Origin of the sequence: Trichocoleus sp. AS-A1 (genome assembly GCF_039962015.1) — a bacterium.
GTDB lineage: Bacteria > Cyanobacteriota > Cyanobacteriia > Cyanobacteriales > FACHB-T130 > FACHB-T130.
On sequence record NZ_JAMPKG010000013.1, the window covers coordinates 83,021 to 107,227 of the forward strand.

Here is a 24,207-nt window from a genome sequence, read left to right on the forward strand (position 1 = left end):
TCAAATGAGTTGTTCGATGAGGCATACTTGCAAAACTTAAATGCGTCGGTAGGCTGTCATGGCACTAATCTATAAGGTATCGTGAGAAAATTTGCACCAGTTTAACAACCGGATTTTCAATGACCTCAGTAGATTCCGCAAATCACAAAAAAGCCAAAGCCCTCAAACCCTTTAGCCGTCGCCCTGCTAAAGAACTCTGTAGCGAGTGTGGGCTGTGCGACACATACTATATTCACTATGTCAAGGAAGCGTGTGCATTTCTTAATCAGCAGATAACGGAACTAGAACAAGAAATCCACGGAAGAAGCCGCAATCTGGATAATCCCGATGATTGGTATTTTGGGGTTAGTCAAGAGATGATGGCGGCGCGGAAAACTGAGCCAATCGAGGGGGCGCAGTGGACGGGAATTGTCAGCACCATTGCCATTGAAATGCTCAATCGCGGCATGGTTGAGGGTGTTGTCTGCGTCCAGAATACTAAGGAAGACAGATTTCAGCCGATGCCGATAATCGCTCGTACGCCAGAAGAAATTCTGGCAGCGCGGGTGAATAAACCAACGCTGTCGCCTAATCTTTCGGTATTGGAGCAAATTGAGCAATCTGGGATGAAGCGGCTGTTGGTAATTGGTGTTGGTTGCCAAATTCAAGCATTACGAGCCGTTGAGAAGGAACTGGGATTAGAAAAGCTTTACGTTTTGGGTACGCCCTGTGTCGATAATGTTAACCGCGCCGGGTTGCAAAAATTCTTGGAAACCACTAGCCGTTCCCCGGATACAGTGGTGCATTACGAGTTTATGCAAGATTTCCGGGTTCACTTCAAGCATGAAGATGGCTCTACGGAAATGGTGCCTTTCTTTGGACTGAAGACAAACCAGTTAAAGGATGTTTTCGCTCCTTCTTGTATGAGCTGCTTTGATTATGTGAATTCTCTGGCAGATTTAGTCGTAGGTTATATGGGCGCACCCTTTGGCTGGCAGTGGATTGTGGTGCGGAATGACACTGGCAAAGAAATGCTGGATTTGGTGCAAGATCAGATAGACACGCAGCCAGTGATGTCCCACGGAAACCGCAAAGAAGCGGTACAACAAAGTATTCCCGCTTACGATAAAGGCGTTACTCTCCCGATGTGGGCGGCAAAGCTGATGGGAGTCGTGATTGAAAAAATTGGCCCCAAAGGTTTAGAGTATGCCCGTTTCTCAATTGATTCCCACTTCACCCGCAATTATTTGTATGTGAAGCGCAATCACCCGGAGAAGTTAGAGGCGCACGTACCAGAATATGCCAAGCGAATTGTCGGGCAGTATAAATTGCCGGAATCTTGAAGGTTTCGCGCCAAGACGCAAAAGCGCAAAGTTTTTCTTGGCGTCTTGGCGCGAAATTATTCTAAGCTGGCCCCACAGCTTCAATTGCGGCTTCAAGAGCGATCGCTACATGAGTCCAATGGGTTCCCCCTTGACAAAATACAACGTATGGCTCTCGTAGTGGTCCATCGGATGACAATTCAGAGGTGCTGCCTTCAATAAAGGTACCTCCAGCCATCACTAGCTGGCTCTCATATCCCGGCATATCACCGGGTATCGGATCGACATAGGAATCGATAGGCGAGTGCTGTTGAATGGCTTGACAAAAGGCAATCATCTTCTCACGCGAACCCAATTTGATGGCTTGAATCACGTCGCGGCGGGGTGCCATTGGTAAAGGATTCACTGCATAACCCAATTGATCGAAAACGTAAGCCGTCAGGTGATTCCCTTTCATGGCTTCCCCGACCATTTGTGGTGCGAGGAACAATCCTTGGAACATCAGGCGATGTTGATCGAAACTGGCACCACCACTACTGCCAATTCCTGGTGCCGTCAAACGACAGGCGGCGGCTTCTACTAAGTCTGCCCGCCCCGCAACATAGCCGCCAGCGGTTACGATAGTACCACCAGGATTTTTAATCAAAGAGCCAGCCATTAGATCGGCACCGACAGCGGTAGGTTCCTGTTCTTCAATAAATTCCCCATAACAATTATCGACAAAGCAAACTGTGTTGGGATTTTGTTGTTTGACCAGGAAAACAATTTTTTCGATGTCGGTAATGGAAAGACTGGGACGCCAGGAATAGCCGCAGGAACGCTGGATTAACACGAGACGAGTGCGATCGCTAACTGCTGTCGCCAGCGCTTGCCAATCAATAATTCCTTCTTCCGTAAGAGCCAATTCTTTGTAACTAACGCCAAAATCAAGTAAGGAGCCTTGGCCTTGCCCACGCAAACCAATAACTTCTTCTAGCGTGTCATAGGGGGCACCGACCACTGCCAGCATTTCATCTCCAGGACGAAGAACGCCAAATAAGGCACAGGCGATCGCATGAGTACCGGACACAAACTGCACTCGAACCGCAGCAGCTTCGGCACCCATCACGTCCGCAAATACCCGATCGAGCGTCTGACGCCCTAAATCATCGTGACCGTAGCCGGTGACACCAGCGAAATGGTGCGCCCCCACCCGATGGTGACGAAAGGCTTCCAGCACTCGTTTAAGATTTTGCTTGACTGTTGCGTCAATTGCGGAAAAAATCGGAAACAGTACCTTTTCTGCTTCCTGTAGCTGTTGAAAGCTGTTCATCAATACCTGGAGAAAGAGATTTCTTATTTATTTTAGATTTTGGAGCTTTTGGCAATGTAAAAATTTGCATTTCCAGTAAAAGCAGGGCAAACAAGCCGCCCTTACAAGACCAAGATCAAAATCCCAAATCCAATAGCAGGTTGGGCTGCACAATTTTTATCAAGGTTACTGCATGACTGTTGCGACCACAACTAAAGATCAAGAACAGGTGAGACAAGACTCGCCTCTCCGTCCTGATTGGGTCATTATTATCTACATGGCTGCGTTACACATCGCAGCGCTTTTCGCCCTATTTCCCAGTAACTTCAGTTGGGCTGCGGTTGGTGTCGCCGTCTTTTTCCACTGGGTAACGGGTGGCTTGGGAATTACGCTGGGATTTCATCGTCTGGTAACGCATCGTAGTTTCCAAACCCCTAAGTGGTTAGAATACTTCTTTGTTCTCTGCGGCACCCTTTCCTGCCAAGGAGGTCCGATTAACTGGATAGGCATACATCGCCTCCATCATTTGCACTCGGATGAAAACTTAGATCCTCATGATTCCAACAAAGGTTTTTGGTGGAGTCACATGGGCTGGATGCTTTATCAAAACCCTGCGGATACAGACATCCCTCGGGTTACTAAAGATATTTCTGGCGATCCGGTTTATCAGTTTTTACAAAAATATTTCATTCCCATTCAGGTTGTCTTAGGTTTAATTCTTTACGCCTTGGGCGGTTGGCCTTTTGTGGTTTGGGGAATTTTTGTTCGGATCGTTGCAGTGTTTCACTGCACTTGGTTTGTCAACAGTGCAACGCATAAATTTGGCTATCGCACTTACGAATCTGAGGATCGCTCGACTAATTGTTGGTGGGTGGCTTTACTCACCTATGGCGAAGGTTGGCACAACAACCACCATGCTTTTCAATATTCCGCTCGACATGGCTTAAAGTGGTGGGAAATTGACCTAACGTGGATGACCATTCAATTTCTTCAGTCGCTCGGTTTAGCCTCAAAGGTAAAACTGGTCGAAGAAAGTAAACAATAAACAGTAAAAAGGCAAAAGAAAGCGGAGAGAAGGATAAAGGATGAAGCAGTTTTTCCCTTCATCCTTCTCTCTTTTGCCTTTTTAGTTGTGTCCCTGCACGACGTGCTTAACGGTGGTAAAAGATTCTAAGCCAATCGGCCCTCGGCGATGTCCTTTTTGGTTAGACATTCCCAGAAATAAGGAGTCTCCGCCCTTGGGGTTACGCGAAAATCGGGGAGAAGAATTGAGATAGACTGAGGCACTATTAACGCCGAGAGCAAATTGGCGGCTTTCTTGATAGGATTCAGAAACTAGACAGTCGGCGTGACCGCTGCTGTATTGATTAATACAAATAATGGCTTCCTCGATACTCTCTACCAGTTTAAAAGCCACAATCTTATCAAGATAGGCTTGACTCCACTCTAATTCATCAGCTAGTTTCAAATCTGGAAATTGTGTCACCAAATCCCTATCTCCTCTGAGTTGAAACCCTTTTTCCTTAAGACTGTTCCAAAGCATTGTTAGAGAAGAAGGTTTGCAAGCTGGATGAATCAAAACCTTTTCAATCGCATTAACAGGGTCTGGCTCGCTTTGATGACTGTCTAAAATTGCGTTCCGAGCCATCTCTAAGCTACCCGTAGGCGACCAATAGAGGTAGCAGTTTCCCATCGCCGACTTCAAGACGGGTGCAGTTGAGAGCTGGATCACTTTTTGGACTAAACTAGGGCGACCATAGGGAATCACCAAATTAATGTATCGGTCTTGAATGACTAAATCCCGAATGGAAGCGCCTTGCTCTGATGGTAGTAGCTCCAGACAACCCGGTGGCATACCTGCTCGTTCTAAGGCTGATTGTAAAACTTGGGCAATGACCGTATTAGAGTGGCTAGCTTCACTTCCACCTCGGAGAATCAGGCTGTTGCCAGTTTTCAGACACATCCCGGCAGCGATCGCTCCTAGCTCCGGAAAGGCTTCGTAAATCAATGCAATGACCCCCAGCGGCATTAGCTGGGAGTAAGTTTGCGAGTGTTCTAGCTGATAAGTCGCGTTCATCACCCGCCGGATCGGATCGGACAACTCAGCTAACCGTTGCAAAATGTGGATGGTGGTTTGCAGCCGCTCAGGTGTCAGCTTCAGCCAATCTAAAATCAGCTCATGTGCTGCCATTTCGCGACTGGCTTCCAGATCCAGGGTGTTTGCTTCCAAAATATCGTCTAAGGATCTCTGAAGTGCCTGCGCCATTGCGGCGACAGCACGGCTGCGCTCTACTCCCTTGGTAGTTGCCAATTCCAGGGAAGCTTCATAAGCGCGACGAACAGCGTTCATTGGGTCGGGGGTCGGAGTAATATCGTTGATTGCCATTGGGCTAACGTCGGTGAGTCAGCCAGATGATCAGCGCTGGCACCAATAGCGCCAACACGCTCACCATCGCACACAGCACAATAATGATACCAGGAGGGGCGGGAGGTGAAATCTGAGCTAAGCAAAGCCCTGCGATCAGTACCACCGCAATGATTCCTAAGGAAACAGGTAGGTAGCTGTCCCCAAGCCCTGGATGAGCAGTACTCCAGCGATGACCCGTCCACCGCCACGAGCGCTTGTAGGGATAGCTTGTAGACAGTTGTTCGATCGCATACCCACTCTCTTCAACCACGAAGATTTGCTGACAGCGATCGCAGCCAAACGCTTCTGTCAGCGTAATCGGTACTAAACGCCCTCTACGTCGGCATGGGCACGGGTAATCGTTATTTAAGTCAATCTTCTGATCTTTCTGAGATGGCACAAGCGCTATTTAAACAAAGATATGAAAGTGTCAACTTAAGATTTTCGGAACCGGGTTCGTCTGTTAGACTTTTTTTAGTTTGCACCTAGTAGCCGCCTTTCTTCGGACTAGGTACGACTGAATGCCTTTAAATACACAGACAATCTAGGCGAATTTTAACACTGTAAACCTTTGCCTAGAAATGCTCCGACTTATAGATAATCAGATTTATCCTCTCTACCTCTGAAGACCTACGCCTGAAGAAAGGCTACTTCTTATATGATTTTAACCAGAAGAGCGGGTAACGCGATTCGAACGCGCGACATTCACCTTGGCAAGGTGACGCTCTACCACTGAGCTATACCCGCAAAACTTTATCTTTATCTAGATTCTCAAAATTTTCAGCATCTGTCAACTATCTTTTTTAATCATTTCACTAACCACTCGATGAAATTTGAAGTTGGCGAGAGTGGGAGCGCTTGGTGAAGCGATTTCTGCGGGGAGGCGAGGAAGGAATTCCTCACGCTGTATTTGGAACTCTGTATTTTGATGCTTTCCGGCTCCTCTTCCCTGAACTCACCCAGCTTCCGGACGCAACACCGTAGAATGAAGAAGTATGTAGTTAGTTGAATTAATTATTAATATGCCTGTTTTTGCGGCGATCGCAGTCTTGGCGCTTTTGATTGTGGTACATGAGCTGGGTCATTTCATGGCAGCTCGTCTTCAAGGAATTCACGTCAACCGCTTCTCCCTCGGTTTTGGCCCGATCCTCTGGAAGTACCAGGGACCGGAAACCGAATATGCCATCCGGGCTTTTCCCCTAGGCGGATTTGTTGGTTTCCCTGATGATGATCCCGACAGTGATATTCCCCCAGAAGACCCCAATCTACTACGCAACCGACCCATCCTCGACAGAGCCATTGTCATTAGCGCTGGTGTCATCGCCAACTTGCTATTTGCTTACTTGCTGCTAGCGACTCAACTGGGTCTGGTGGGCGTTCAGGAATTTAATTATCAGCCTGGTGTCTTGGTTCCCCAAGTCGCCTCAGAGGTAAGTTCTGCTGCACTTAAGGCTGGCATCAAAGCAGGAGACATTATTCTCTTGGCAGACGGTCAACCACTGAAAGCCTCCAAGGAAGCCATTCCAAAGCTTATGGAGGTCATTCAAAACAATCCCAACCAGCCGATCCCCCTGAGCGTTGAACGTCAAGGTCAAATCATTTCCCTGACCGTGACACCGCAACCCGGAAGCGATGGGAAAGGTCGCATCGGTGTCCAGCTAGCTCCTAGCGGCAAAGTAGTGCGTCGGCACCTCAAGAATCCTGTGGAAGTTTTGACCACTGCGGCTACAAAGTACCAAGAATTCGTAGTTTTAACGGCTCAGGGCTTTGTACAACTGATTAGTAACTTTGGCGAAACAGCCGATCAGGTTGCTGGGCCGGTTAAAATTGTGGAACTTGGTGCCAGTATTGCCAAGTCAGACGCGGCGAATCTGTTTCAGTTTGCTGCCTTGATCAGCATTAACCTTGCGATTATCAACATTTTGCCGCTACCGGCCCTCGATGGTGGTCAGCTAGCTTTCTTATTGATTGAAGGCTTGCGGGGTAAACCTTTGCCGACTCAAATCCAAGATGGCATTATGCAAACTGGTTTGATGTTGCTTCTGGGTTTGGGAATTTTCTTGATTGTTCGAGACACTGCTAACCTGGAGTGGGTTCAAAAACTCTTGCAATGAACGCAGTTGTCTATCGTTTTTAACAATGGATAACTGACCTGTACGGGCGCAGGGTCATGCGCCCCTACCAACTAGACAATTGACGATTTATGAACATTACCCGTACATGGTCAGCTAAGCAGCAGCGTGCTTTGGAGATTTTGATTCGCCTGAAGCGATTGTATCCAGATGCACCCTGTACGCTGAACTACGAGACGCCGGTACAGTTATTGGTCGCAACCATTCTCTCCGCTCAATGTACCGATGAACGGGTGAATCAAGTAACCCCCTCCTTATTTTCTCGGTTTCCCGACGCCCCAGCTTTGGCAAACGCTGATATTACTGAGTTGGAAACCCTGATCCGTTCAACCGGCTTTTATCGCAATAAAGCTAAAAATATTCAAGGTGCCTGCGTCCTGATTGTGGAGAAATTTAAAGGACAGGTGCCAAAACAAATGGAATTGTTGCTGGAATTACCAGGAGTAGCGCGAAAGACAGCGAATGTCGTTCTGGCTCACGCTTACGGCATCAATCAAGGCGTAACAGTGGATACTCATGTGAAGCGCCTCAGCTACCGATTGGGTTTGACAGAATATACAGACCCAGTGCGGATAGAGCGAGATTTAATGAGACTATTGCCCCTAGAGGATTGGGAAAACTGGTCAATTCGGTTGGTCTATCATGGTCGGGCAATTTGTAAAGCCAAAAATCCGGTGTGCCATGCTTGTGTCCTTGCGGATTTGTGTCCTTCTGCTAATTTGTCGCCCTCAGATTCTGTGAATATTAGCCTCGCCACATCTCCTCAAATTGTGGAAGCTTCTAATTGATACCATCCGCTAGAATGGAGAATGGTGTCTTTATTGCTGGAACAAAGTAGGATAATTCATGGCTAAAAAGAGCATGATTGAGCGGGAGAAAAAACGCCAGAAGCTGGTAGATAAGTATGCCGCTAAGCGTGAAACGTTGCAGGAAGCATTTGAGAATGCAACAACCCAACAACAGAAGCTGACGATTCATCGGCAGATACAGCAACTGCCGCGCAACAGTGCGCCCACACGACTGCGGAATCGCTGCTGGGTGACTGGGCGTCCTAGAGGCGTATACCGGGATTTTGGTCTGTCTCGCAACGTTATGCGGGAATGGGCACACCAAGGCCTGTTGCCGGGAGTTGTCAAGTCTAGCTGGTAGTCTTTAGTCTTTAGTCTTTAGTCTTTAGTTGATTGCGTTTGACCAATGACTATTGACTATTGACTATTGACCGCAACAGCGGTCGATGCCAAGACTGTCTAAGAGCAATTCACTGACCGCATTCGCGATCGCAAACTCGCTATAAAAACTTCTGGAAAAATCAAACGCCTGCATCTCTGTCAGAATGGCAATCACCAGGGAACCCAGGTCGTTTTCCCCTTCCATCCGCTGGCGGACATAAATCTGGGAAGCTCGTTGGGCAATCTCTTGATTGACAGCCTCTGGAATAAACTCTTCATCGAGCCACTTGTGTAATGCGCTTTGCAGCCATTTGCCTTCCTGTTGAGGATTTTCGGCTGGTGGTAAGGTGATCGGTGGGATGGGTTGAGACATTTTCACGTATCAGCTTTTCGCTTCTCAGCTTTTAAATTTCAGACGCCGACTCAATGATTCTAAAAGTTGGGGCAGTATTTTAGATATTAAGGTGGTTCTATCTCATCAGGACATCTATGCAGCCATTTGTGGCTGTTAGAGATATACATAGATCGGATAATACGTCATTAACCCGCTTGGATTGAGTGCATGGAGTTTGATATTCCCACCATTATTCAGGGGTATGCCCAAGGCTACTTCCTGATGGCGGATGACGACAATGGCTTGGGATGGTATTCCAGCCGTCAGAGAACACTCGTTCCCCTCGATGGGCAATTTCGCTACCCGAAGTCACTGCGGCGTGTTCTCAACCAAGAACGCTTTACTGTTGCCGTCAATCGGGATTTCCAGGGTGTAGTGGCTGGGTGTGCGGATCGAGAAACAACGTGGATTTCCCCAGAACTACAAGAGATTTATTTGGCACTCTATGAAGAGGGTTGGGCTTATAGCTTCGAGACTTGGCAGGGAGAGGAACTGGCTGGAGGAATTTTAGGACTTGTCATCGGGGGTGCGTTTATTGGGGAATCTATGTTCTACCGGATTCCAGAGGGGTCAAAGGTGGCGATGGTGAAGTTGGTGGAAAGATTGCGATCGCGCAATTTTGCTTTCTTTGACGCCCAAATGATGAATCCCCATTTAGAGCGCTTTGGTGCTTACATCATTGACGATCCACAATATCAAGTCCTATTACGGAAAGCGTTGCAGCGTCGGTGTTCTTTAGTATAGCCGCAGCCAGCGGGTGTGTCCTACCGAGCAAAACTTTTATCGAATCATGAGCAGGCTAAAACTTGTCAAAGACTTGAAATTCTGGTTGATAGCGATCGCGGCAGGCTTAATTACAATTCATCTTACTTTGACTTGGAGGAGTGGCAATACTGAATTGCTGAGTACAAGCTTCTTATTTTGGGCTGCGGTATCATCTCTACTTTGGCAGAAACGGGACGGATTAGAGCTGAAAAGCGACGCTTTTTCTAGCATTTTTGGGTTCGCACTGATTAGTTTGGTACTTTTTAAAAGTCTTTACCCCGGCTATGGTTTTACCCTTCATGTTACACCTTTAATTTCAATGCTGGGCTTGGGTTTAATTGCCTCTGGGGTTAAAGGATTAAAGCAGTATTGGCGGGAATTGCTACTCCTGGCTTTTTTCGTCTTAAATCAAGAATTAATATTGAAAGTTTTCAATGTATCTTTATTAACCGCTAAACTTACATCTGTTATTCTTTGGTTTTTAGGATTCCCCGTTGTGCAGCAAGGGGAGATTTTAAGTTTGCCAACTGGGTCTGTACAAATTGGCGGAGCTTGTGCCGGTGTAGGTACTATCCTTCAGCTATTGGGGTTAGCTTTAGTTGTTTTACTCATTTTTCCAACTAAATTAAAGGAAAAGATTTTATTACCATTCGTTGCTGTCATCGTAGCCTTTACGCTAAATGGGATACGGGTGGCTTTGATGACGGTTTTGGCAGGGTTATCAAATAAAGAAGCTTTTGAATATTGGCATCTTGGTGATGGTTCTGTAATCTTTTCTATGATTTCTGTATTTATTTTCGGATTAATTTGTCGATTTTGGCTGTTAAAAGCAGGTAGCGAGAAGGAGAATTCTGTAGAATTTTAATTGCAGCTATAGCAGTCCTGTAATGATGTGTGAAAGCAAGATCCCCGACAACTCTTACGAAGTCGGGGATCGGAAAGATTGGAATCCCACAACTAAAACAGGATCGCTATATTTTTGGCTGCTGAAGCTTAATGTAGCGGTAAAAAAGTGAACTGGGATTAATTTCGAGGCGGAGTGCTTTTCAAACCCTTCAACCGCTTCCAGGCAAAGTACATCCCCAGCATGAGAACAGCTAAAATGTTGCCTAAGATTTGGCTGGGTTCGGGTACTGGATCAGGGGCTGAGGATTGAGTAGATGGCTGTGCTGGGCTAGATAGCGGCACGCTGTTGGCTGCTGACGGTGCTGGCTGGGAAAAGGGCACTTTGCTAGCTACAGGTTTGGTAGCTACTAGCGCTGGCTGGGAAAAGGGCATTTTGCTAGCAGTAGGTTTGCTAGCTACTAACGCTTTACTAGGTGGTGGCGCTTGGCTGAGTAGCGGCACGTTACCGTTTTGCCGAGACGTTGCTTCGGCGTTCATACCCTCTGGCGTTTCTACCGGCACTTGCACCTGCTGAGTTTTCTTGGGATCGACTCGCACTTCTTCCGTGACAGCGACAAAGGAGGTGTATTGCGACAACAACCGATAAGCTAGCGCGGTATCAGTAACGGCTTTGACATTATTTGGGTTTTCACCAGCATAGATTTCATTCATCAAATCTTTAATCCGGGCGCGTCCCCAAAGTTGAGCGATCGCGCTATTGCCACCGCCGTCAAATTCAATCGGTAACTTCTTCTCATAGCGTTTGCCACCCGCGACGATTCCAGTAATTCGCAAAGTTCCTTTAGCGCGATCGCCTTTACGTCCAAACAACACCAAAGGCTGATTGGCAAACAAATCAGGGGGTTTGATCGGATAGATTTGCGGTGCTTTTCCACTCCCTTCCCAGTTCACTTCGATATTCGTAAGTACGGGATTATTGATCTGTTGGGAGAACTTTTCGACGACTTTTTGGGCGGATTCTCTAGGGGGAACGACTTCTGAAGTGCCCCGTCCTTCCTCTGCCAAACGATCGATCAAGAAGCGGTTCACTGAAGGGCCAACACCGAAACTATAAAGCCGATTTCCCGGCTTCAGCCGCTTTTTAATTTCTGCGATCGCTTGCTGGTCTTGATCGATCAAACCGTCAGTAATCAAGACAATACTCCGCAGGCGTCCTTCTGGCGCGGCGGGGAAATTCAACACAGTTTGAATGCCATTAAATAACTCGGTGCCACCGTTAGCATCTAGGCGATTGATATAATTTAGGGCTTTCTCACGGTTTTGCGGCGTATTCGGTAAAGGTATAGGAGATAGCTGCGTCGCGCTATCGGAAAAGTCAACAACATTAAAGGTATCGCCGGGATTGAGTCCATTGATAAACCGGCGCATCAGTTCCTTTGATTGCTCAATTGGCGGTCCACTTTGAGAGCCAGAAGTATCCATGAGAAATACCACATCTTTGGGTACAATCTCATTACTTTGATATTCCACGGCTGGAATTAAATAGGTGGCAAAGTGACCGCCGCGTTCATCCGCCTCTGATAATACTGTGGACTGGGTTTGGGCACTCGATACCTGATAACGTAAAATCAGGTCTTTATTCGGAATTGCGTTTTCCTTGCTCAATTCAACCCGCATGATGCGACCATCTTGAGTGGTACGGATTTGATGAGAAGGCGATCGCACTTCTTTGACTGGCACCCCGGCTTCTATTTCTACTGTTACGCCAATATCTTGCCCAGAACGGCTTCCGGCTGGTAACGTCGGCGGATTTATCTGCGAAGTGTCGGTAAGGTTTGTATTGCCTTGATTATTCGTTGAATTTCCTGAGCTGTAACGTGGTCCTACCACCATTGGGAAGACAAATTCATAGTTACCTTTTTCAAACTTCAGGCTTTCACTGTAGCGAATTGTGACATCGATTTTTTCGCCTGGTTTGATGTTAGCCAAGGACTGAGTAAAAATATTGTCTCGTTCTTGGTCTAATAAGGCAGCAGTTTTTCCTTCTTGTTTGGCTTGTTCGTAAATTTGCTTTGCTTCTTCGCGTTTTTTGATGACGCCTCGGATGATGCGATCGCCTACTTTTATTTCCATGTCATCCACTGCCGCTTCATCGGGGAGTGGAAACTTATAGACAGCTTCTAAGGGATTGTTAAAGGGATTTTCAAAGGTCTGCGTTACCTCCACCCGCGACACATTTCCTGTAACTTTCGCCACAACTTCCGTATGTTTCAACGGAAACACTTGCTCCTGTCCATCCACAATCGCGAATAAGCTGCCTTCAGTAAGAGATGCTTGCCTCTCAATTTCCTGAGTCACCATCTCTACCACAGGAGAAGCTAAGTACCGCACTCCCGCAAATCCAAACAATAGGAAGGCACCCGCTATCAGCCATTTTTTCTTAGAATTACGTTTAGTAGTTGGGAGCGATCGCCCATTCAAATCCTGCAACACTTCATCTGCTGATTGATAGCGCCGCTTCGTACCCGTTTGCAGCATTTTGTCGAGAATGCTACCGAACTGTTTGCTGACTGGGGTCTTTAAAAAATGTCGCCAAACCCAGGTATCTTCACTGGTATCGCTCAGATCGAAAGGAGGAATTTGGGTGAGCAAATGAATACAAGTAACACCCAAACTATACAAATCGCTGGCGAAAATCGCTTTCCCTTTTACTTGTTCGGGAGCCGTATACGCAGCAGAACCGATGACCGTTCCAGTTTTGCCTAGCATCGTCTCAGTCGCATACTTTGCTGCGCCAAAATCGACTAACACGAGTTTGCCATCTCGACGGTTGCGAATGATGTTTTCGGGTTTAATATCCCGGTGAATCATCTGTTGACTGTGGACAAATTGCAAGACTGGCAGCAAACTTTGCAGGAGTTGCCGAATTTCTACTTCTTTAAACGGCCCTTTTTGGGCTAATTCTTGAGCTAAGTTTTCTCCATCGATAAACTGTTGCACTAAATACTGATGGTCATCTTGCTCAAAATATGCCAGCAGTTCGGGAATTTGATGATGTTTCCCAACAACCTCTAAGCGAGTTGCCTCTTGACGGAATAACTCTGCTGCTTTTTGGCGATTATTAGTTCCTTGTTGTTGAGGAAAAAACTGTTTAATGACACAGCGCGGTTCCGATGGCTGGGATATATCCACAGCCAGGAAAGTTCTCCCCATACCTCCTTGACCAATCGGTTTAATCGCACGATAGCGATCGCTCAGCAGTAATTGCGATCCGCAACTTTCGCAGATAGCGGCATTTCCAGGATTTTCTGGCTGCTTACAATTAGGATTCAGGCAATAACACCGACGTCGATCGTGAGCTGTGCTTTTTTGAGGCGGGAAGGTCGTCATAGCAGCCCTTTTTCAAAACCGTTCACGCCATTCTAGCCATTTCATTTCTAAAATTAATATAAAGAATCGGCTAGAAACGCTCTCAGCGCAAGGCTTTGAGCTTTGTAGGAAGATAAACTTCTCCAAGTAGTACGGCAGAAGTTGCGCCGGTAACTTGGGGAAGATTGCCAGGGATGCCTAACTGACGCCAATATGCCAAAACAGCGAAAGCGATCGCTTCTTTGAAATCAGCATTCACACCCGCCTCATCCGTTGTCAACACTGGCACGGGTTGTAAAGTCGCTTGTAGGCGCTGTTTTAAATAGAGATTGCGACTGCCACCGCCACACAATAACACCTCGTCAGGCATCTGCGGCAGGAAAGTGCGGTAGCTATGAACAATTGACGCAGCAGTGAGTTCAGTCAGCGTTGCCAGCAGATCAGCGCTACTCAACTCATAAGCAGAGGCATCTGCGATACACTGCCGGAGATAGGTGTAGCTAAATAGCTCTCGACCCGTTGATTTGGGCGGTTGCTGCTGGAAGTAGTCCTGCTGTAGCCATTGCTCTACTAAATCGTTGCAGATTGTGCCTGCTGCGGCCCATGCTCCATCCTGATCGTAGGTTTTGGCTCCATTCGTTAAATATTGCACCGCCAGGTCTAGAAGCGCATTCCCCGGCCCGGTGTCCCAGCCTCGGATCTCTTCTAGCCAGCTGCCCCGACGCGCCGGTAGGTAAGTGACATTCCCGATACCGCCAATATTTTGGACACATCGGTACTTGTCAGGGTGGCTCAATAAATAAGCATCTACTGCTGGCACCATAGGCGCACCTTGTCCACCGGCGGCAATATCCGCCGCCCGGAAATTACTTACTGTGGGAATGCCCGTCAGGTGGGCAATCAAGGCACCCCGACCTAATTGCAGGCTGTAACCTAAAGGAGTGCTGAGGACGGATGACTGAGGACTGAGTGAAGGGTCGAGGACTGAGGACTGAGGACTGAGTGAAGGATTGAGGATAAAAGATGAAGTCTCTTCTTTTCCCTCTCTCCCCTGCTCTGTGGGCGGGCGATGAAAAACAGTTTGTCCGTGAGAGCCAATTAACTCGGCTGGGGGGTTGCCATTTTGAATGTTTTGGGCTGCTTGTGCGAAGGTGTAAGCGATCGCATCATCTAATTGGGCAAATTCTTCCATTGACAAGGATGACCCGCCACAAACTTCTAGAATTTGCTTTGAGAGCGCATCTGGATAAGGATAGGTGGCTCCTGCTAGCAGAGTCACTTTTATATCTAAGTCTTTACCAGAAATTTCTACTAAAGCGGCATCAATGCCATCTACCGACGTGCCGCTAATTAAACCAATTACACGCATAATTCAGAGAAATTAAAAATTATAAGGTACGGAAATCGCACAGCTGGCAGAAGAACGCGCTGAACGCTTGGCAGAACGGTTAAGAGCAATGGCATCAACCCTCGATGAATTAGTGTGAGATCGGAACCCGGTTTTCTGGCTTGGGTCTTACATCAAATTCAGCGGGTCAACGTCTATTGTCAAGCTGACTGAGGACGGGCAGAGGAGGCGTAACTCGTTGAAATCCGGTAATTCTGGCAGCGAATCAGGTGCAAACTTGAGCATAATCTGCCATCGATATCGATTCGCCACCCGTAAGATACTCGCTGGTGCTGGCCCTAACACCTCATACATCGGGGTGGTGGGATGGGTATCTGAACTGCTATCCCCCTGGGGTGTATTAGAAGCTAGCCCCGCAGCTAGCATTTCGGCAGTTTCCTGAACTTCTGCGGCATCGGTGCTGCTTAGCCGCAACAAAATGAGACGTCCGTAGGGGGGATAATTCAGCGCCTCTCGTTGTTCTAACTCTGTCTCGATGAAAGATTGATACTGGTGACGCCTTACTGCTTGAATGACTGGGTGTTCTGGGGAGTAAGTTTGAATAATGACTCGACCGGAATCGTCACCGCGACCGGCACGACCTGCAACCTGAGTTAGGGTTTGAAATGCTCTTTCTGATGCCCGATAGTCGGGGAGATGCAGCAACCCATCCGCAGCAACCACTCCTACCAGTGTCACCTGGGATATATCCAGCCCTTTGGTAAGCATTTGAGTCCCAATTAATAAGTCGGCTTCTCCGTTGGTAAAGCGTGTCAGCAGGGTGCGATGAGCGCCTTTGGTGCGGGTGGTGTCGCTATCAAACCGGATATAGCGCAACTGAGGGAACTGCTGCGCTAATTCTTGGGCGACTCGCTGGGTGCCGCTGCCAAAAAATTTCAGGTAGGGAGAACCGCATTCGGGGCAGGATTGAGGATGCGATCGCACAAAATTACAGTAATGACACCTCAATAATTCAGCGGCTTCTTCATGGGTGTGGTGATACGACAGCGAAACATCGCAGTGAGGACACTCAATCACATACCCACAGCTGCGACAAGAAACAAAGGTACTATGTCCCCGCCGATGGATAAATAAAATTCCTTGTTTCCCCTGATCTTGCAGCTGCTGCAAGCCTTCCTGAAGCGACCGACTAAAAATTGAGCGATTCCCTTGCTGCAACTCTTGGCGCATATCCACCACTTCTACCGGCGGTAGCGGACGCGATTGGATGCGTTCTGGCAATGAGAGGTAATGAGTAAGAGAGTTTTGAGTTGGAGAGACGCGATTCATCGCGTCTGAGTTTTGAGTTGAATCGGTTAACTCCGGACTCGTAATGTTTAGCCAGGTTTCTAGGGAAGGGGTGGCGGAACCTAAGACGAGGGGGCAGTTTTCCAACTCAGCCCGCCAAGTCGCGACGGTGCGGGCGTGATAGGTGGGTGCGGGTTGGTCTTGCTTGAAACTAGAGTCGTGTTCCTCATCCAACACGATTAGCCCCAGGCGTGGCAGTGGGGCAAAGATAGCGGAACGGGTGCCAATGACGACTTGGGCTGCACCCGCCAGCATTTGCCGCCAAGTGTCGTAGCGTTCGCCATCGGAAAGGGCGCTGTGATAGACGCAGACTTTGTTGCCAAAACGGGCGCGGAATCGGTCGGTGAGTTGGGGTGTCAAACCAATTTCCGGGACGAGGACGAGGGCGGATTGTCCCCGTTCTAAGATGGGGGCGATCGCTTGTAAATACACCTCTGTCTTCCCGGAACCCGTGACTCCGTGCAACAGCACCTTCGCAAAACCGGATAAAGACGCGATCGCTTCTAGCGCCTCAGATTGAGCCGGTGTTAATGCTTTCGGTTGATCCCCAGCCAAGAGCGGTTCTGCGGAAGTCCGCAACATCTCCCGTTCTTGAATAACCACGCAGCCTTTTTGCTCCAGCGTCTTGATGGTGGATGAACTGGCGTTGCAGATTTGCAGCAACTCCGTTAACAACAAATCGCCGCCGCGCCGCCGCAGCACTTCCAAAATTTCCCGTTGGCGCTGCGTTAAGTCGAGGGGAAAAACATCGACAACCAGCGTCACGGCTTTCTGTAACTTCGGTCGCTGGGTTCTGGGCGGTTCCAGGTAACTTTCGACTAACTTCGCCCGCAGTAACTCCCGGATGGCTCGATACGCTCCTCTAACTTGACGCTGGAGGTAAACGAAGCTGTAGTCTCCAGAGGATTGAGCTTGCAGAAGTTCCAGAATCTTACAGGCAGTTGGACTCAGGTAATTAGCATTTCCCGCTTGTCCGACTTGTCCCCCCTCTCCTTCTCCTTGGGCAAGGCGGAGGCGATGCTGCGATCGCCCGAGTAATCCCGGCGGTAGCGCGACTCGAATCACCTGAATCAGCTGGGTGTAGTAGTATTGGGCGACTTGGTTCAGCAGTTGCCAGTAGGTCGGCGGGAAAAACCCAGCACTGACTACATCCTCTACATCCCGAATTTTGGCTGGGTTCAAATCTGGCGGCGGTGCATCGCAAATCCGAATCGCGATCGCTCCCAAAACTTGCGCCCCAAACGGTACGCTCAGAATATCCCCCGGCTGCACTTGCAACTGGGCAGGCAACCGATAGGTATACAACCGCTTCTGCGCTTCTGCTTCTGGACAATCCACCAGCACTTCTATCCATCGATTCTGTCCAGAATCAGACTGGTCGTAGGATGCTCTACTCTCCAGCACAATGCCCGAACGCCCGACATTGGGATTTGACGACATATTCCCCCTCTCCCTTGGCAGCCGGATACTACAGCCAGCTTTCCAGACCGCCATGCTTGTCGCTTACTGTAGACCTGTTAATTTTAGCTGGCTGTAGACGCTTGAGAGACTTGAAATTCAGCAACATCCGAGGTCGCAACCAAGAGGATAGAAGTTAGGATACAAATGTCTCGCTTGGATGCTTGTATGTGAGTATACTTGCTATCCTCTATCTATTGTGCAGAGCGCGGATGCCTATTTTCTCCCTATCGATAGAGAGGAAAGCTCACAAGTATATGAGATCCTGTGTGAATAGCATGGGAAATTTAAAAAACTTTAAACTTTCCTTAATTAGGAGCCAGAAAAAATGGAAAGAAACCCCAGACTTGGCATTGATTTAAGTTTAATTTAATTGAAATTTATCTACGGCATCACAGCTGACGGCAAGCTTCTAATAGACTAGGGCATCACCTTCATGTTTCCTGATTTTTTCTTAAGACGCATACCCAATCTAAAGCGCTTCTAGATTCTGTAATCGAGAAATGTAATCAGGAAAACAATCAAAAAACTATTTTCTGGTAGCCTTAAAAAGCTATTTGTAAATTGAAAGGTTGAATAAATTTTGAGTGTTCCAAAGCGGGTACCCGATCTGGTGTTGCCACGAGCGGATAAATGAAGCTCAAAATTAGTAAAGAATGCAGACAGTAAAAATAAAGTTGACCCTTGAGTCTATGCTCGTAGAGCCTGTCTTCAGTCCGTCATGGATATGTACAAAGAGAGCATCCGTTCCCATCAACTCGCTTTATCCAATACCGACTCAGACCTTGCTATGAATATTGCTGACTTGAACCGAAGCGACGTGGAATCTACATCCGATCGGGATTTTGTAGATATTACCGACCAGCAAATGGAAGAAACCACTGAAATAGAAATCGTCAGTGTTGAAGATGAAATTTCAGACGAAATTGATAAATTAGCCGGTGGTCGCCCCTCTGAATACCGCAAAACTGTCTCCGATGATACTGTAGGAGCGTTTTTTAAGGAGATGGCACGCTATCCCCTTCTGAAACCAGATGAAGAAGTCGAGTTAGCCCATCGCGTCCAATATTTAGTCAAGATAGAAGCGCTCCAAGAAAAATTACAAAAAGAGTTGGATCGCGCTCCCACGAAAGCAGAGCTGGCAGCAGCAGATGGGCTTTCGGAACGGCAGATGGAACATCAACTGTATCGCGGACGGGTGGCGAAACGGAAGATGATTCGCTCGAACCTGAGATTAGTTGTTTCTATTGCTAAACGATATTTGAACCGAGGTGTTCAATTCCTCGATTTAATTCAGGAAGGGGCGCTGGGATTAAATCGCGCTACAGAAAAGTTTGATCCCGACAAAGGTTATAAGTTTTCTACCTATGCCTATTGGTGGATTCGGCAAGCGATTACGCGAACCATCGCGAACGATGCCCGAACAATTCGATTGCCAATTCACATCGTCGAGAAGTTAAATAAGCTCAAAAAAGCGCAGCGAGAACTCAAGCAAGAACTGCATCGCAATCCGACAGAAGAGGAATTGGCGCAATCTTTAGATATTGAGGCTTCGCAGTTGCGTCAGTTGTTGCAACTTAGAAGGCGATCGCTTTCTCTTAACCATCGCATCGGGAAGGGAGAAGAGACGGAACTGATGGATCTGTTGGAAGATGGTGATAATCAATCTCCCGAAGAACAGATGAGCGAAGCCATGATGCGCCAAGAAATTTGGGAAGTGTTAGGCGACGTTCTCACCGATCGGGAAAAAGATGTTATCTCGCTGCGGTATGGTTTAACCAGCAGCGAACCCTACACCTTAGAAGAAGTGGGCTGTTTATTTAATTTGTCCCGCGAACGAGTGCGTCAAATTCAAAGTAAAGCGATGCGGAAACTGCGGCGTCCCCAGGTTGCCAAACGCTTGAAAGGATGGCTCACCTAAAAGTTGTTGGCGATCGGTAATTAGTCATTCGTTTTATGATTGACCAAACGATCGCTGACTGATGACGAATGACTACTGAATTGATTTTACGTCCAGCAGAGCCTGGAGATGCGTCGGTGCTATTTGAGCTAATTAAAGCACTCGCGGAGTATGAGAAACTTTCTGACGCTGTCACAGGCAATACGGACGCCCTGAAAGACCATCTGTTCGGTTCTAAGCCTTATGTAGAGGCAATTCTAGCAGAATATGCGGGGCAAGGCGTGGGGTTTGCCCTGTTTTTTCATAACTATTCCACCTTTCTCACTAAGCCGGGAATCTATCTGGAAGACTTGTTTGTACTCCCAGAATATCGGCGTCAGGGGATCGGGAAGGCGCTTCTCACCCACCTCGCTCAGTTGGCTGTATCTCGCGGCTGTGGGAGATTGGAGTGGAGCGTTTTAGATTGGAACGAACCGGCGATCGCATTTTACGAACGCATGGGTGCTGACGTTTTGCCCGACTGGCGGATTTGCCGCGTTACGGGCGATTCTCTCATGAGTATGGCTGCACTAACCCCTTCTGCCAGTGACGTAGGCAGCCGTTAACGGGTGCTGGGGAGATTCAAACATCTGGGTAACTGAACCGGATTCGATCAATTGTCCAGCGCCATCCTGAACCCAAAACAGCGCCACATCATCCGCAATCCGCTTTGCCTGTGCCAAATTGTGAGTGACAACCAGGACTGTATATTTGCCGCGCAGATTAACGATTAAATCCTCTACGACTTCACTAGAAAGCGGATCGAGGGCGCTGCAAGGCTCATCCATCAGGAGAACATCGGGTTTGAGGGCGATCGCTCTGGCGAGACATAGCCGTTGTTGTTGTCCGCCAGAAAGGGAAAGGGCAGGAGATTTCAGCCTGTCCTTCACCTCATCCCACAAGCCGACATCGCGCAAGGCATCTTCGACAATTTCATCGATTTTTTCTCGATTCCTCACTCCATGTTCTCTAAGCGGAAATTCAAGATTTCTGATAATGGAAAGTGGGAAGGGATTGGGTTTTTGAAATAGCATTCCTATTCGGCGGCGCAATGAAATCACATCGATTTCTTGCACATCTCGCTCCCCCAGCAGAATCCGCCCTGTTAACCGACAGTTGTTGGTTAAATCGGTAAGGCGGTTTAGACAACTGAGAAAGCTTGTTTTGCCACAACCGGAAGGGCCAATTAGGGCTGTAATTTCACCCGATTTAATAGAGAGAGTGACATCTTTAAATGCGGGTTTATTCGCGTAAGAAAGGCTTAAATTCTCGGTTTTGATTTCTGGGGCATTACTGGGAAGTGAGGCTGAAGTTTTCTCTTGAATTCTAATTTCGCTTGTCGTGTGTTTCATGAAGAATTTAAACTGTAAAGACGCGAAGTACGCAAAAAAAGAACGCGAGGTAAGCTTGGTTTACGCTACCCAAATTCGGGATTGCCGAAACCGTTCTGCTAGCCAAGAGATTGCAGCATTAATGAGTAATAGAAAGCTGACTAATACGAGAGCAGAGGCGTAGGCATTTGGTTCGCCGCCAGAGACGTTCATAGCGAGATCGTAAATGTGAACCGAGAGCGATCGCCCGGAATCCCACAATGACTCTGGCATCCGATCGACGTAACCACTGGTAAAGATTAAAGCAGCCGTTTCAGCGATCGCTCTCCCTAAACCCAACAGCAACCCCACGACTAATCCAGGCATTGCCGCTGGTAGCAGTAACTCCCATAATGTGGCTGTACGCGAGAGTCCCAGCGCCGCCGCCGAACGTCGGTAGTCATCCGGTACGCCTCGAAAACCCTCCTGAGTTGAGCGAATCAAAATCGGCAGCACCATACACGCCAGCGTCAACCCGCCGGAAAGAATCGAAAAGCCCATTCCCAATGTTTTACAGAAGAAAGCGTTCCCAAAAAGACCAAAAACAATTGAAGGGACGCCTGCTAAAACATCCAAACTCAGTCGCACTAACCGCCCTAAAATACTCTGGTTTGAGGTAAATTCAGCCAGCAATATCGCAGTCCCTACTCCCAACGGAATTGAAACCGCCATGCATACTCCTACAATTAGCGCTGTCGAGACTAAAATAGATGCGATTCCTCCATCTCGTCCAGCATTACGCGGTGCGGTTGTCAAAAAGTCCCAGCTAATTTGACCGATACCAGAAATAAAAATATCGCTTAATAGCCACAATAGCGAAGCTGTTATTAAAGCGACAGATCCCCAGACGATTGCTGTGGAAATCAATTCGGAATAAGGCAAACAATTAAAAGCAAAAGAATTGGTTTTTTCTCGCACAATTTGTTTTTGTAAGTTTGGCTTATCAAAGGATTCATTCATAAATCTGCCCCCGGTTAATCATTTCGGCAGCAACGACTAAAACCACAATCATTGCCATCAATGTCAACCCGCTGACAAACAAGGCGGCGCGGTGATTTCCCACGGCATAAGCCATTTCTAAAGCAATATTTGCTGTTAACGTCCGCACTGGCTCAAATACACCCTTTGGTACCTGCACGACGTTACCGCAAACCATTAACACCGCCATTGTTTCGCCAATCGCCCGTCCCGTTTCCAAGATAATCCCCGTTAATAGCCCTGATTTTGCTGCTGGAAAAACCACACTACGCACCATTGCCCAGCGTCCCAATCCCAGCGCCGCCGCACCCCGCAGATAATCTGCGGGTACGTTGGCAAAGGTGGCATCGGCGACGAGAGCAATGGTAGGCAAAATCATCAGCGTTAGGATTAAAATCCCGGCCAATAAACTTGGTCCCGGTGGGTGCATCCGCCCAATAATTGGCACCAGTACGACTAAACCCCAAAAGCCATAAACGACTGAGGGAATCCCTGCTAAAAGCTCAATTAAGCCTCGGTAAATTTTGGCTAATGCGGGAGGTGCATAATAGTGGCAAAAAACTGCTGAGAGAATCCCTAAAGGGGTTGCGATTAGCACAGATCCCGCCGTCACAAATAGCGACCCCCACAACATCGGCATTAGGTTAAATTCTTCGCTAACTGGATGCCAGGAGGGGTCTTTGAAGAAGCGTGTCAGTCCGATATTTTGCAGGATGGGTAAGGTTTCCCAAATCAGGAATAGCAGGATTAAAAGCGCGATCGCGCCCGAAATAATCGCCATTCCCCGCAACATCCAGACGAGGATGGGTTCATTTCGCGACTGGGACAAAATACTGCTCCTTCACAATGTCTTGCACATCTTGAGAACGGGCAAAATCAATAAATTCTTTTTGCAATCCGGCGGGTGTGGTTTTTGTTACCAAATTAAGAGGGCGAGAAATCGGAAATTTACCGTTGCTGACGTTAGCAATAGAGGCGTCTACTCCTTCTATTGGCAACAGTTTGATTGGAGTATTGTGAGTAGCACCATATTCGCCTGAACCAATGGAGACATACGCGATCGCGTTGGGATTCCCTGCTACGGTTTTGATTCCTTGTTCGTTATCGCCAATCACCACATCGGCACGAATATCGGTTGTCTTTAATTTGAAGTGGTCGGCAAACAGTTCCAGCGTGGATCGACCCTCAGCTTTATTGACCACCGTAATTGGGGCATCTTTCCCGCCGACTTGTTTCCAATTATTGATTTTGTCGGTGTAGATATCGACAATTTGCTTGTCCGTCAGATTTTTAACTGGATTGTCTTGATTGAGAATGACCGAGACGCCATCGTTAGCAATCATAAAAGCTTGCAAATCCTTCTCGCTGTCTTTGAGGCTTCGGGAAACCATCCCAATATCCGCCACCCCCTGGCGGGCATCTGCGACTCCCCGCGAAGATCCGCCCGTTTGCACGTCAATCCGGACTCCCGGATGTTGAGTTTCATAGCGCTTGGCCATCTCAGCCGCCAGAGGTGCTACCGTACTCGATCCCGTCAAAACCAGCTTGCCTTGTAACTTATCGGATGATTGGGTTGCCCCTTCTGGAGGCTTCCCGCAAGATTGCAGCCAAAAGCAGGCAGCTAACCCTAGAGAAAGCGGCGCAAGCATTCTTAGATTCTTCATCAGTTATGTAATTGAAGTTTTTTATGTGTTGGAATCAAACGAAACCAGGCAACATCCCAAGTCAATCGCCCGACCAGCATTTATCCTCTGGATTGCAGGATCTAGCTGATAAAGCACCGCCTTGCCATCTCGCGTCGCCGTCACAAAACCCTCTTCCCGCAAAACTTTTAGATGATGCGATAGCAAACTCTGTTGCAACCCCAGCACCGCATTCATCTCGCCAACGTGCTTAGGGCCACTCATCAGCAGTTCTAAAACCTCAAGCCGCGTTGAATCTGCCAAAGTTTTCAGTTTTTGGGCACAAAAGGACTGCGATGAGACTTTTTGGGTACTCATGGATTCACCTGTGTGAAGTTGGGAACCAACCCAGGCTTGCCCTGGATCGAGATTGATATTAACTTATATTTATATCAATAATTGTTTATTAAT

21 protein-coding genes and 1 tRNA gene are annotated in these 24,207 nt (G+C 47.9%); 9 read left to right on the top strand and 13 right to left on the bottom strand.

Annotated features, from left to right (window positions below; translation table 11 throughout):
• Nucleotides 1-119: 119 nt before the first annotated feature.
• Complete coding sequence (locus NC994_RS12315; protein WP_190433373.1) at nt 120-1,322, top strand: Coenzyme F420 hydrogenase/dehydrogenase, beta subunit C-terminal domain; 1,203 nt, start codon at nt 120-122, stop codon at nt 1,320-1,322.
• Nucleotides 1,323-1,383: 61 nt separating this feature from the next.
• Here the strand turns inward: NC994_RS12315 and NC994_RS12320 are convergent, their stop codons facing one another.
• A complete protein-coding gene (locus NC994_RS12320; protein ID WP_190433375.1) occupies nt 1,384-2,613 on the bottom strand; it encodes a methionine gamma-lyase family protein in 1,230 nt (409 codons plus the stop codon).
• Between the two features lie 172 nt (nt 2,614-2,785).
• Between NC994_RS12320 and NC994_RS12325 the strand changes: the two genes are divergently transcribed.
• Complete coding sequence (locus NC994_RS12325) at nt 2,786-3,637, top strand: acyl-CoA desaturase (protein WP_190414423.1); 852 nt, start codon at nt 2,786-2,788, stop codon at nt 3,635-3,637.
• Between the two features lie 81 nt (nt 3,638-3,718).
• Here the strand turns inward: NC994_RS12325 and NC994_RS12330 are convergent, their stop codons facing one another.
• From NC994_RS12330 to NC994_RS12340, 3 genes are all read right to left on the bottom strand, one after another.
• Complete coding sequence (locus tag NC994_RS12330; protein WP_190414424.1) at nt 3,719-4,978, bottom strand: glutamate-5-semialdehyde dehydrogenase; 1,260 nt, start codon at nt 4,976-4,978, stop codon at nt 3,719-3,721.
• 4 nt (nt 4,979-4,982) lie between these two features.
• Nucleotides 4,983-5,399 (bottom strand): hypothetical protein, encoded by a 417-nt coding sequence (locus tag NC994_RS12335; RefSeq protein WP_190414425.1) that lies wholly within the window; start codon nt 5,397-5,399, stop codon nt 4,983-4,985.
• A 275-nt stretch (nt 5,400-5,674) separates the two neighbouring features.
• A tRNA-Gly gene (locus tag NC994_RS12340) sits at nt 5,675-5,746 on the bottom strand.
• A 275-nt stretch (nt 5,747-6,021) separates the two neighbouring features.
• Here NC994_RS12340 and rseP point away from each other — a divergent pair.
• The 3 genes from rseP to rpsN all read left to right on the top strand — a co-directional run bounded on the left by rseP (nt 6,022) and on the right by rpsN (nt 8,280).
• Nucleotides 6,022-7,113, top strand: coding sequence for an RIP metalloprotease RseP (gene rseP, locus NC994_RS12345; protein ID WP_190433376.1), 1,092 nt, complete (start codon nt 6,022-6,024; stop codon nt 7,111-7,113).
• A gap of 89 nt (nt 7,114-7,202) precedes the next feature.
• On the top strand, nt 7,203-7,919 hold the full coding sequence (nth, locus tag NC994_RS12350) for an endonuclease III (protein WP_190433379.1): 717 nt from the start codon (nt 7,203-7,205) through the stop codon (nt 7,917-7,919).
• A 58-nt stretch (nt 7,920-7,977) separates the two neighbouring features.
• Nucleotides 7,978-8,280, top strand: a complete 303-nt coding sequence (gene rpsN / locus NC994_RS12355; RefSeq protein ID WP_190414428.1) for a 30S ribosomal protein S14 — start codon at nt 7,978-7,980, stop codon at nt 8,278-8,280.
• Between the two features lie 63 nt (nt 8,281-8,343).
• Here rpsN and NC994_RS12360 read toward each other — a convergent pair whose 3' ends face one another.
• The gene (locus tag NC994_RS12360; RefSeq protein WP_190414429.1) at nt 8,344-8,673 is read right to left on the bottom strand and encodes a hypothetical protein; all 330 of its coding nucleotides are present in this window, start codon (nt 8,671-8,673) and stop codon (nt 8,344-8,346) included.
• A 189-nt stretch (nt 8,674-8,862) separates the two neighbouring features.
• Here NC994_RS12360 and aat point away from each other — a divergent pair, with 189 nt between their 5' ends.
• Both aat and crtA read left to right on the top strand, forming a co-directional pair.
• A complete protein-coding gene (gene aat / locus NC994_RS12365) occupies nt 8,863-9,438 on the top strand; it encodes a leucyl/phenylalanyl-tRNA--protein transferase (protein WP_190429330.1) in 576 nt (191 codons plus the stop codon).
• A 46-nt stretch (nt 9,439-9,484) separates the two neighbouring features.
• Nucleotides 9,485-10,324, top strand: a complete 840-nt coding sequence (crtA, locus tag NC994_RS12370; protein ID WP_190433381.1) for a cyanoexosortase A — start codon at nt 9,485-9,487, stop codon at nt 10,322-10,324.
• A 158-nt stretch (nt 10,325-10,482) separates the two neighbouring features.
• Here crtA and NC994_RS12375 read toward each other — a convergent pair whose 3' ends face one another.
• The 3 genes from NC994_RS12375 to priA form a co-directional block, all read right to left on the bottom strand.
• Entirely contained in the window at nt 10,483-13,695 is a 3,213-nt protein-coding gene (locus NC994_RS12375; RefSeq protein WP_190433383.1) for a VIT domain-containing protein, read from the bottom strand.
• 82 nt (nt 13,696-13,777) lie between these two features.
• Nucleotides 13,778-15,043, bottom strand: a complete 1,266-nt coding sequence (locus NC994_RS12380; RefSeq protein WP_190433385.1) for an anhydro-N-acetylmuramic acid kinase — start codon at nt 15,041-15,043, stop codon at nt 13,778-13,780.
• Between the two features lie 147 nt (nt 15,044-15,190).
• Nucleotides 15,191-17,809 (bottom strand): primosomal protein N', encoded by a 2,619-nt coding sequence (priA, locus tag NC994_RS12385; RefSeq protein ID WP_190433388.1) that lies wholly within the window; start codon nt 17,807-17,809, stop codon nt 15,191-15,193.
• Between the two features lie 808 nt (nt 17,810-18,617).
• Between priA and NC994_RS12390 the strand changes: the two genes are divergently transcribed.
• Together NC994_RS12390 and NC994_RS12395 are read left to right on the top strand one after the other, a co-directional pair.
• On the top strand, nt 18,618-19,748 hold the full coding sequence (locus tag NC994_RS12390; RefSeq protein WP_190414486.1) for an RNA polymerase sigma factor, RpoD/SigA family: 1,131 nt from the start codon (nt 18,618-18,620) through the stop codon (nt 19,746-19,748).
• A gap of 68 nt (nt 19,749-19,816) precedes the next feature.
• Entirely contained in the window at nt 19,817-20,332 is a 516-nt protein-coding gene (locus tag NC994_RS12395; RefSeq protein ID WP_190433390.1) for a GNAT family N-acetyltransferase, read from the top strand.
• On the opposite strand, the gene NC994_RS12400 is transcribed toward NC994_RS12395, so the two are convergent.
• The 5 genes from NC994_RS12400 to NC994_RS12420 are packed head-to-tail and all read right to left on the bottom strand — an operon-like array spanning nt 20,297 to nt 24,114.
• The gene (locus NC994_RS12400) at nt 20,297-21,118 is read right to left on the bottom strand and encodes a phosphate ABC transporter ATP-binding protein (RefSeq protein WP_190433393.1); all 822 of its coding nucleotides are present in this window, start codon (nt 21,116-21,118) and stop codon (nt 20,297-20,299) included. The genes NC994_RS12395 and NC994_RS12400 overlap by 36 nt on opposite strands.
• Nucleotides 21,119-21,178: 60 nt before the next feature.
• Nucleotides 21,179-22,096 carry a phosphate ABC transporter permease PstA gene (gene pstA / locus NC994_RS12405; protein WP_190433395.1) on the bottom strand — a complete coding sequence of 306 codons (918 nt, stop codon included), beginning with the start codon at nt 22,094-22,096 and terminating at the stop codon, nt 21,179-21,181.
• Nucleotides 22,089-22,943: a phosphate ABC transporter permease subunit PstC gene (pstC, locus tag NC994_RS12410; protein ID WP_242030466.1), complete on the bottom strand. Its 855-nt coding sequence runs from the start codon at nt 22,941-22,943 to the stop codon at nt 22,089-22,091. Before pstC ends, pstA begins: the two co-directional genes overlap by 8 nt.
• A complete protein-coding gene (locus NC994_RS12415; protein WP_190433397.1) occupies nt 22,924-23,778 on the bottom strand; it encodes a phosphate ABC transporter substrate-binding protein in 855 nt (284 codons plus the stop codon). The genes pstC and NC994_RS12415 overlap by 20 nt, the downstream gene beginning before the upstream one ends.
• 21 nt (nt 23,779-23,799) lie before the next feature.
• Nucleotides 23,800-24,114 carry a metalloregulator ArsR/SmtB family transcription factor gene (locus NC994_RS12420; RefSeq protein ID WP_190433399.1) on the bottom strand — a complete coding sequence of 105 codons (315 nt, stop codon included), beginning with the start codon at nt 24,112-24,114 and terminating at the stop codon, nt 23,800-23,802.
• Nucleotides 24,115-24,207 lie beyond the last annotated feature (93 nt).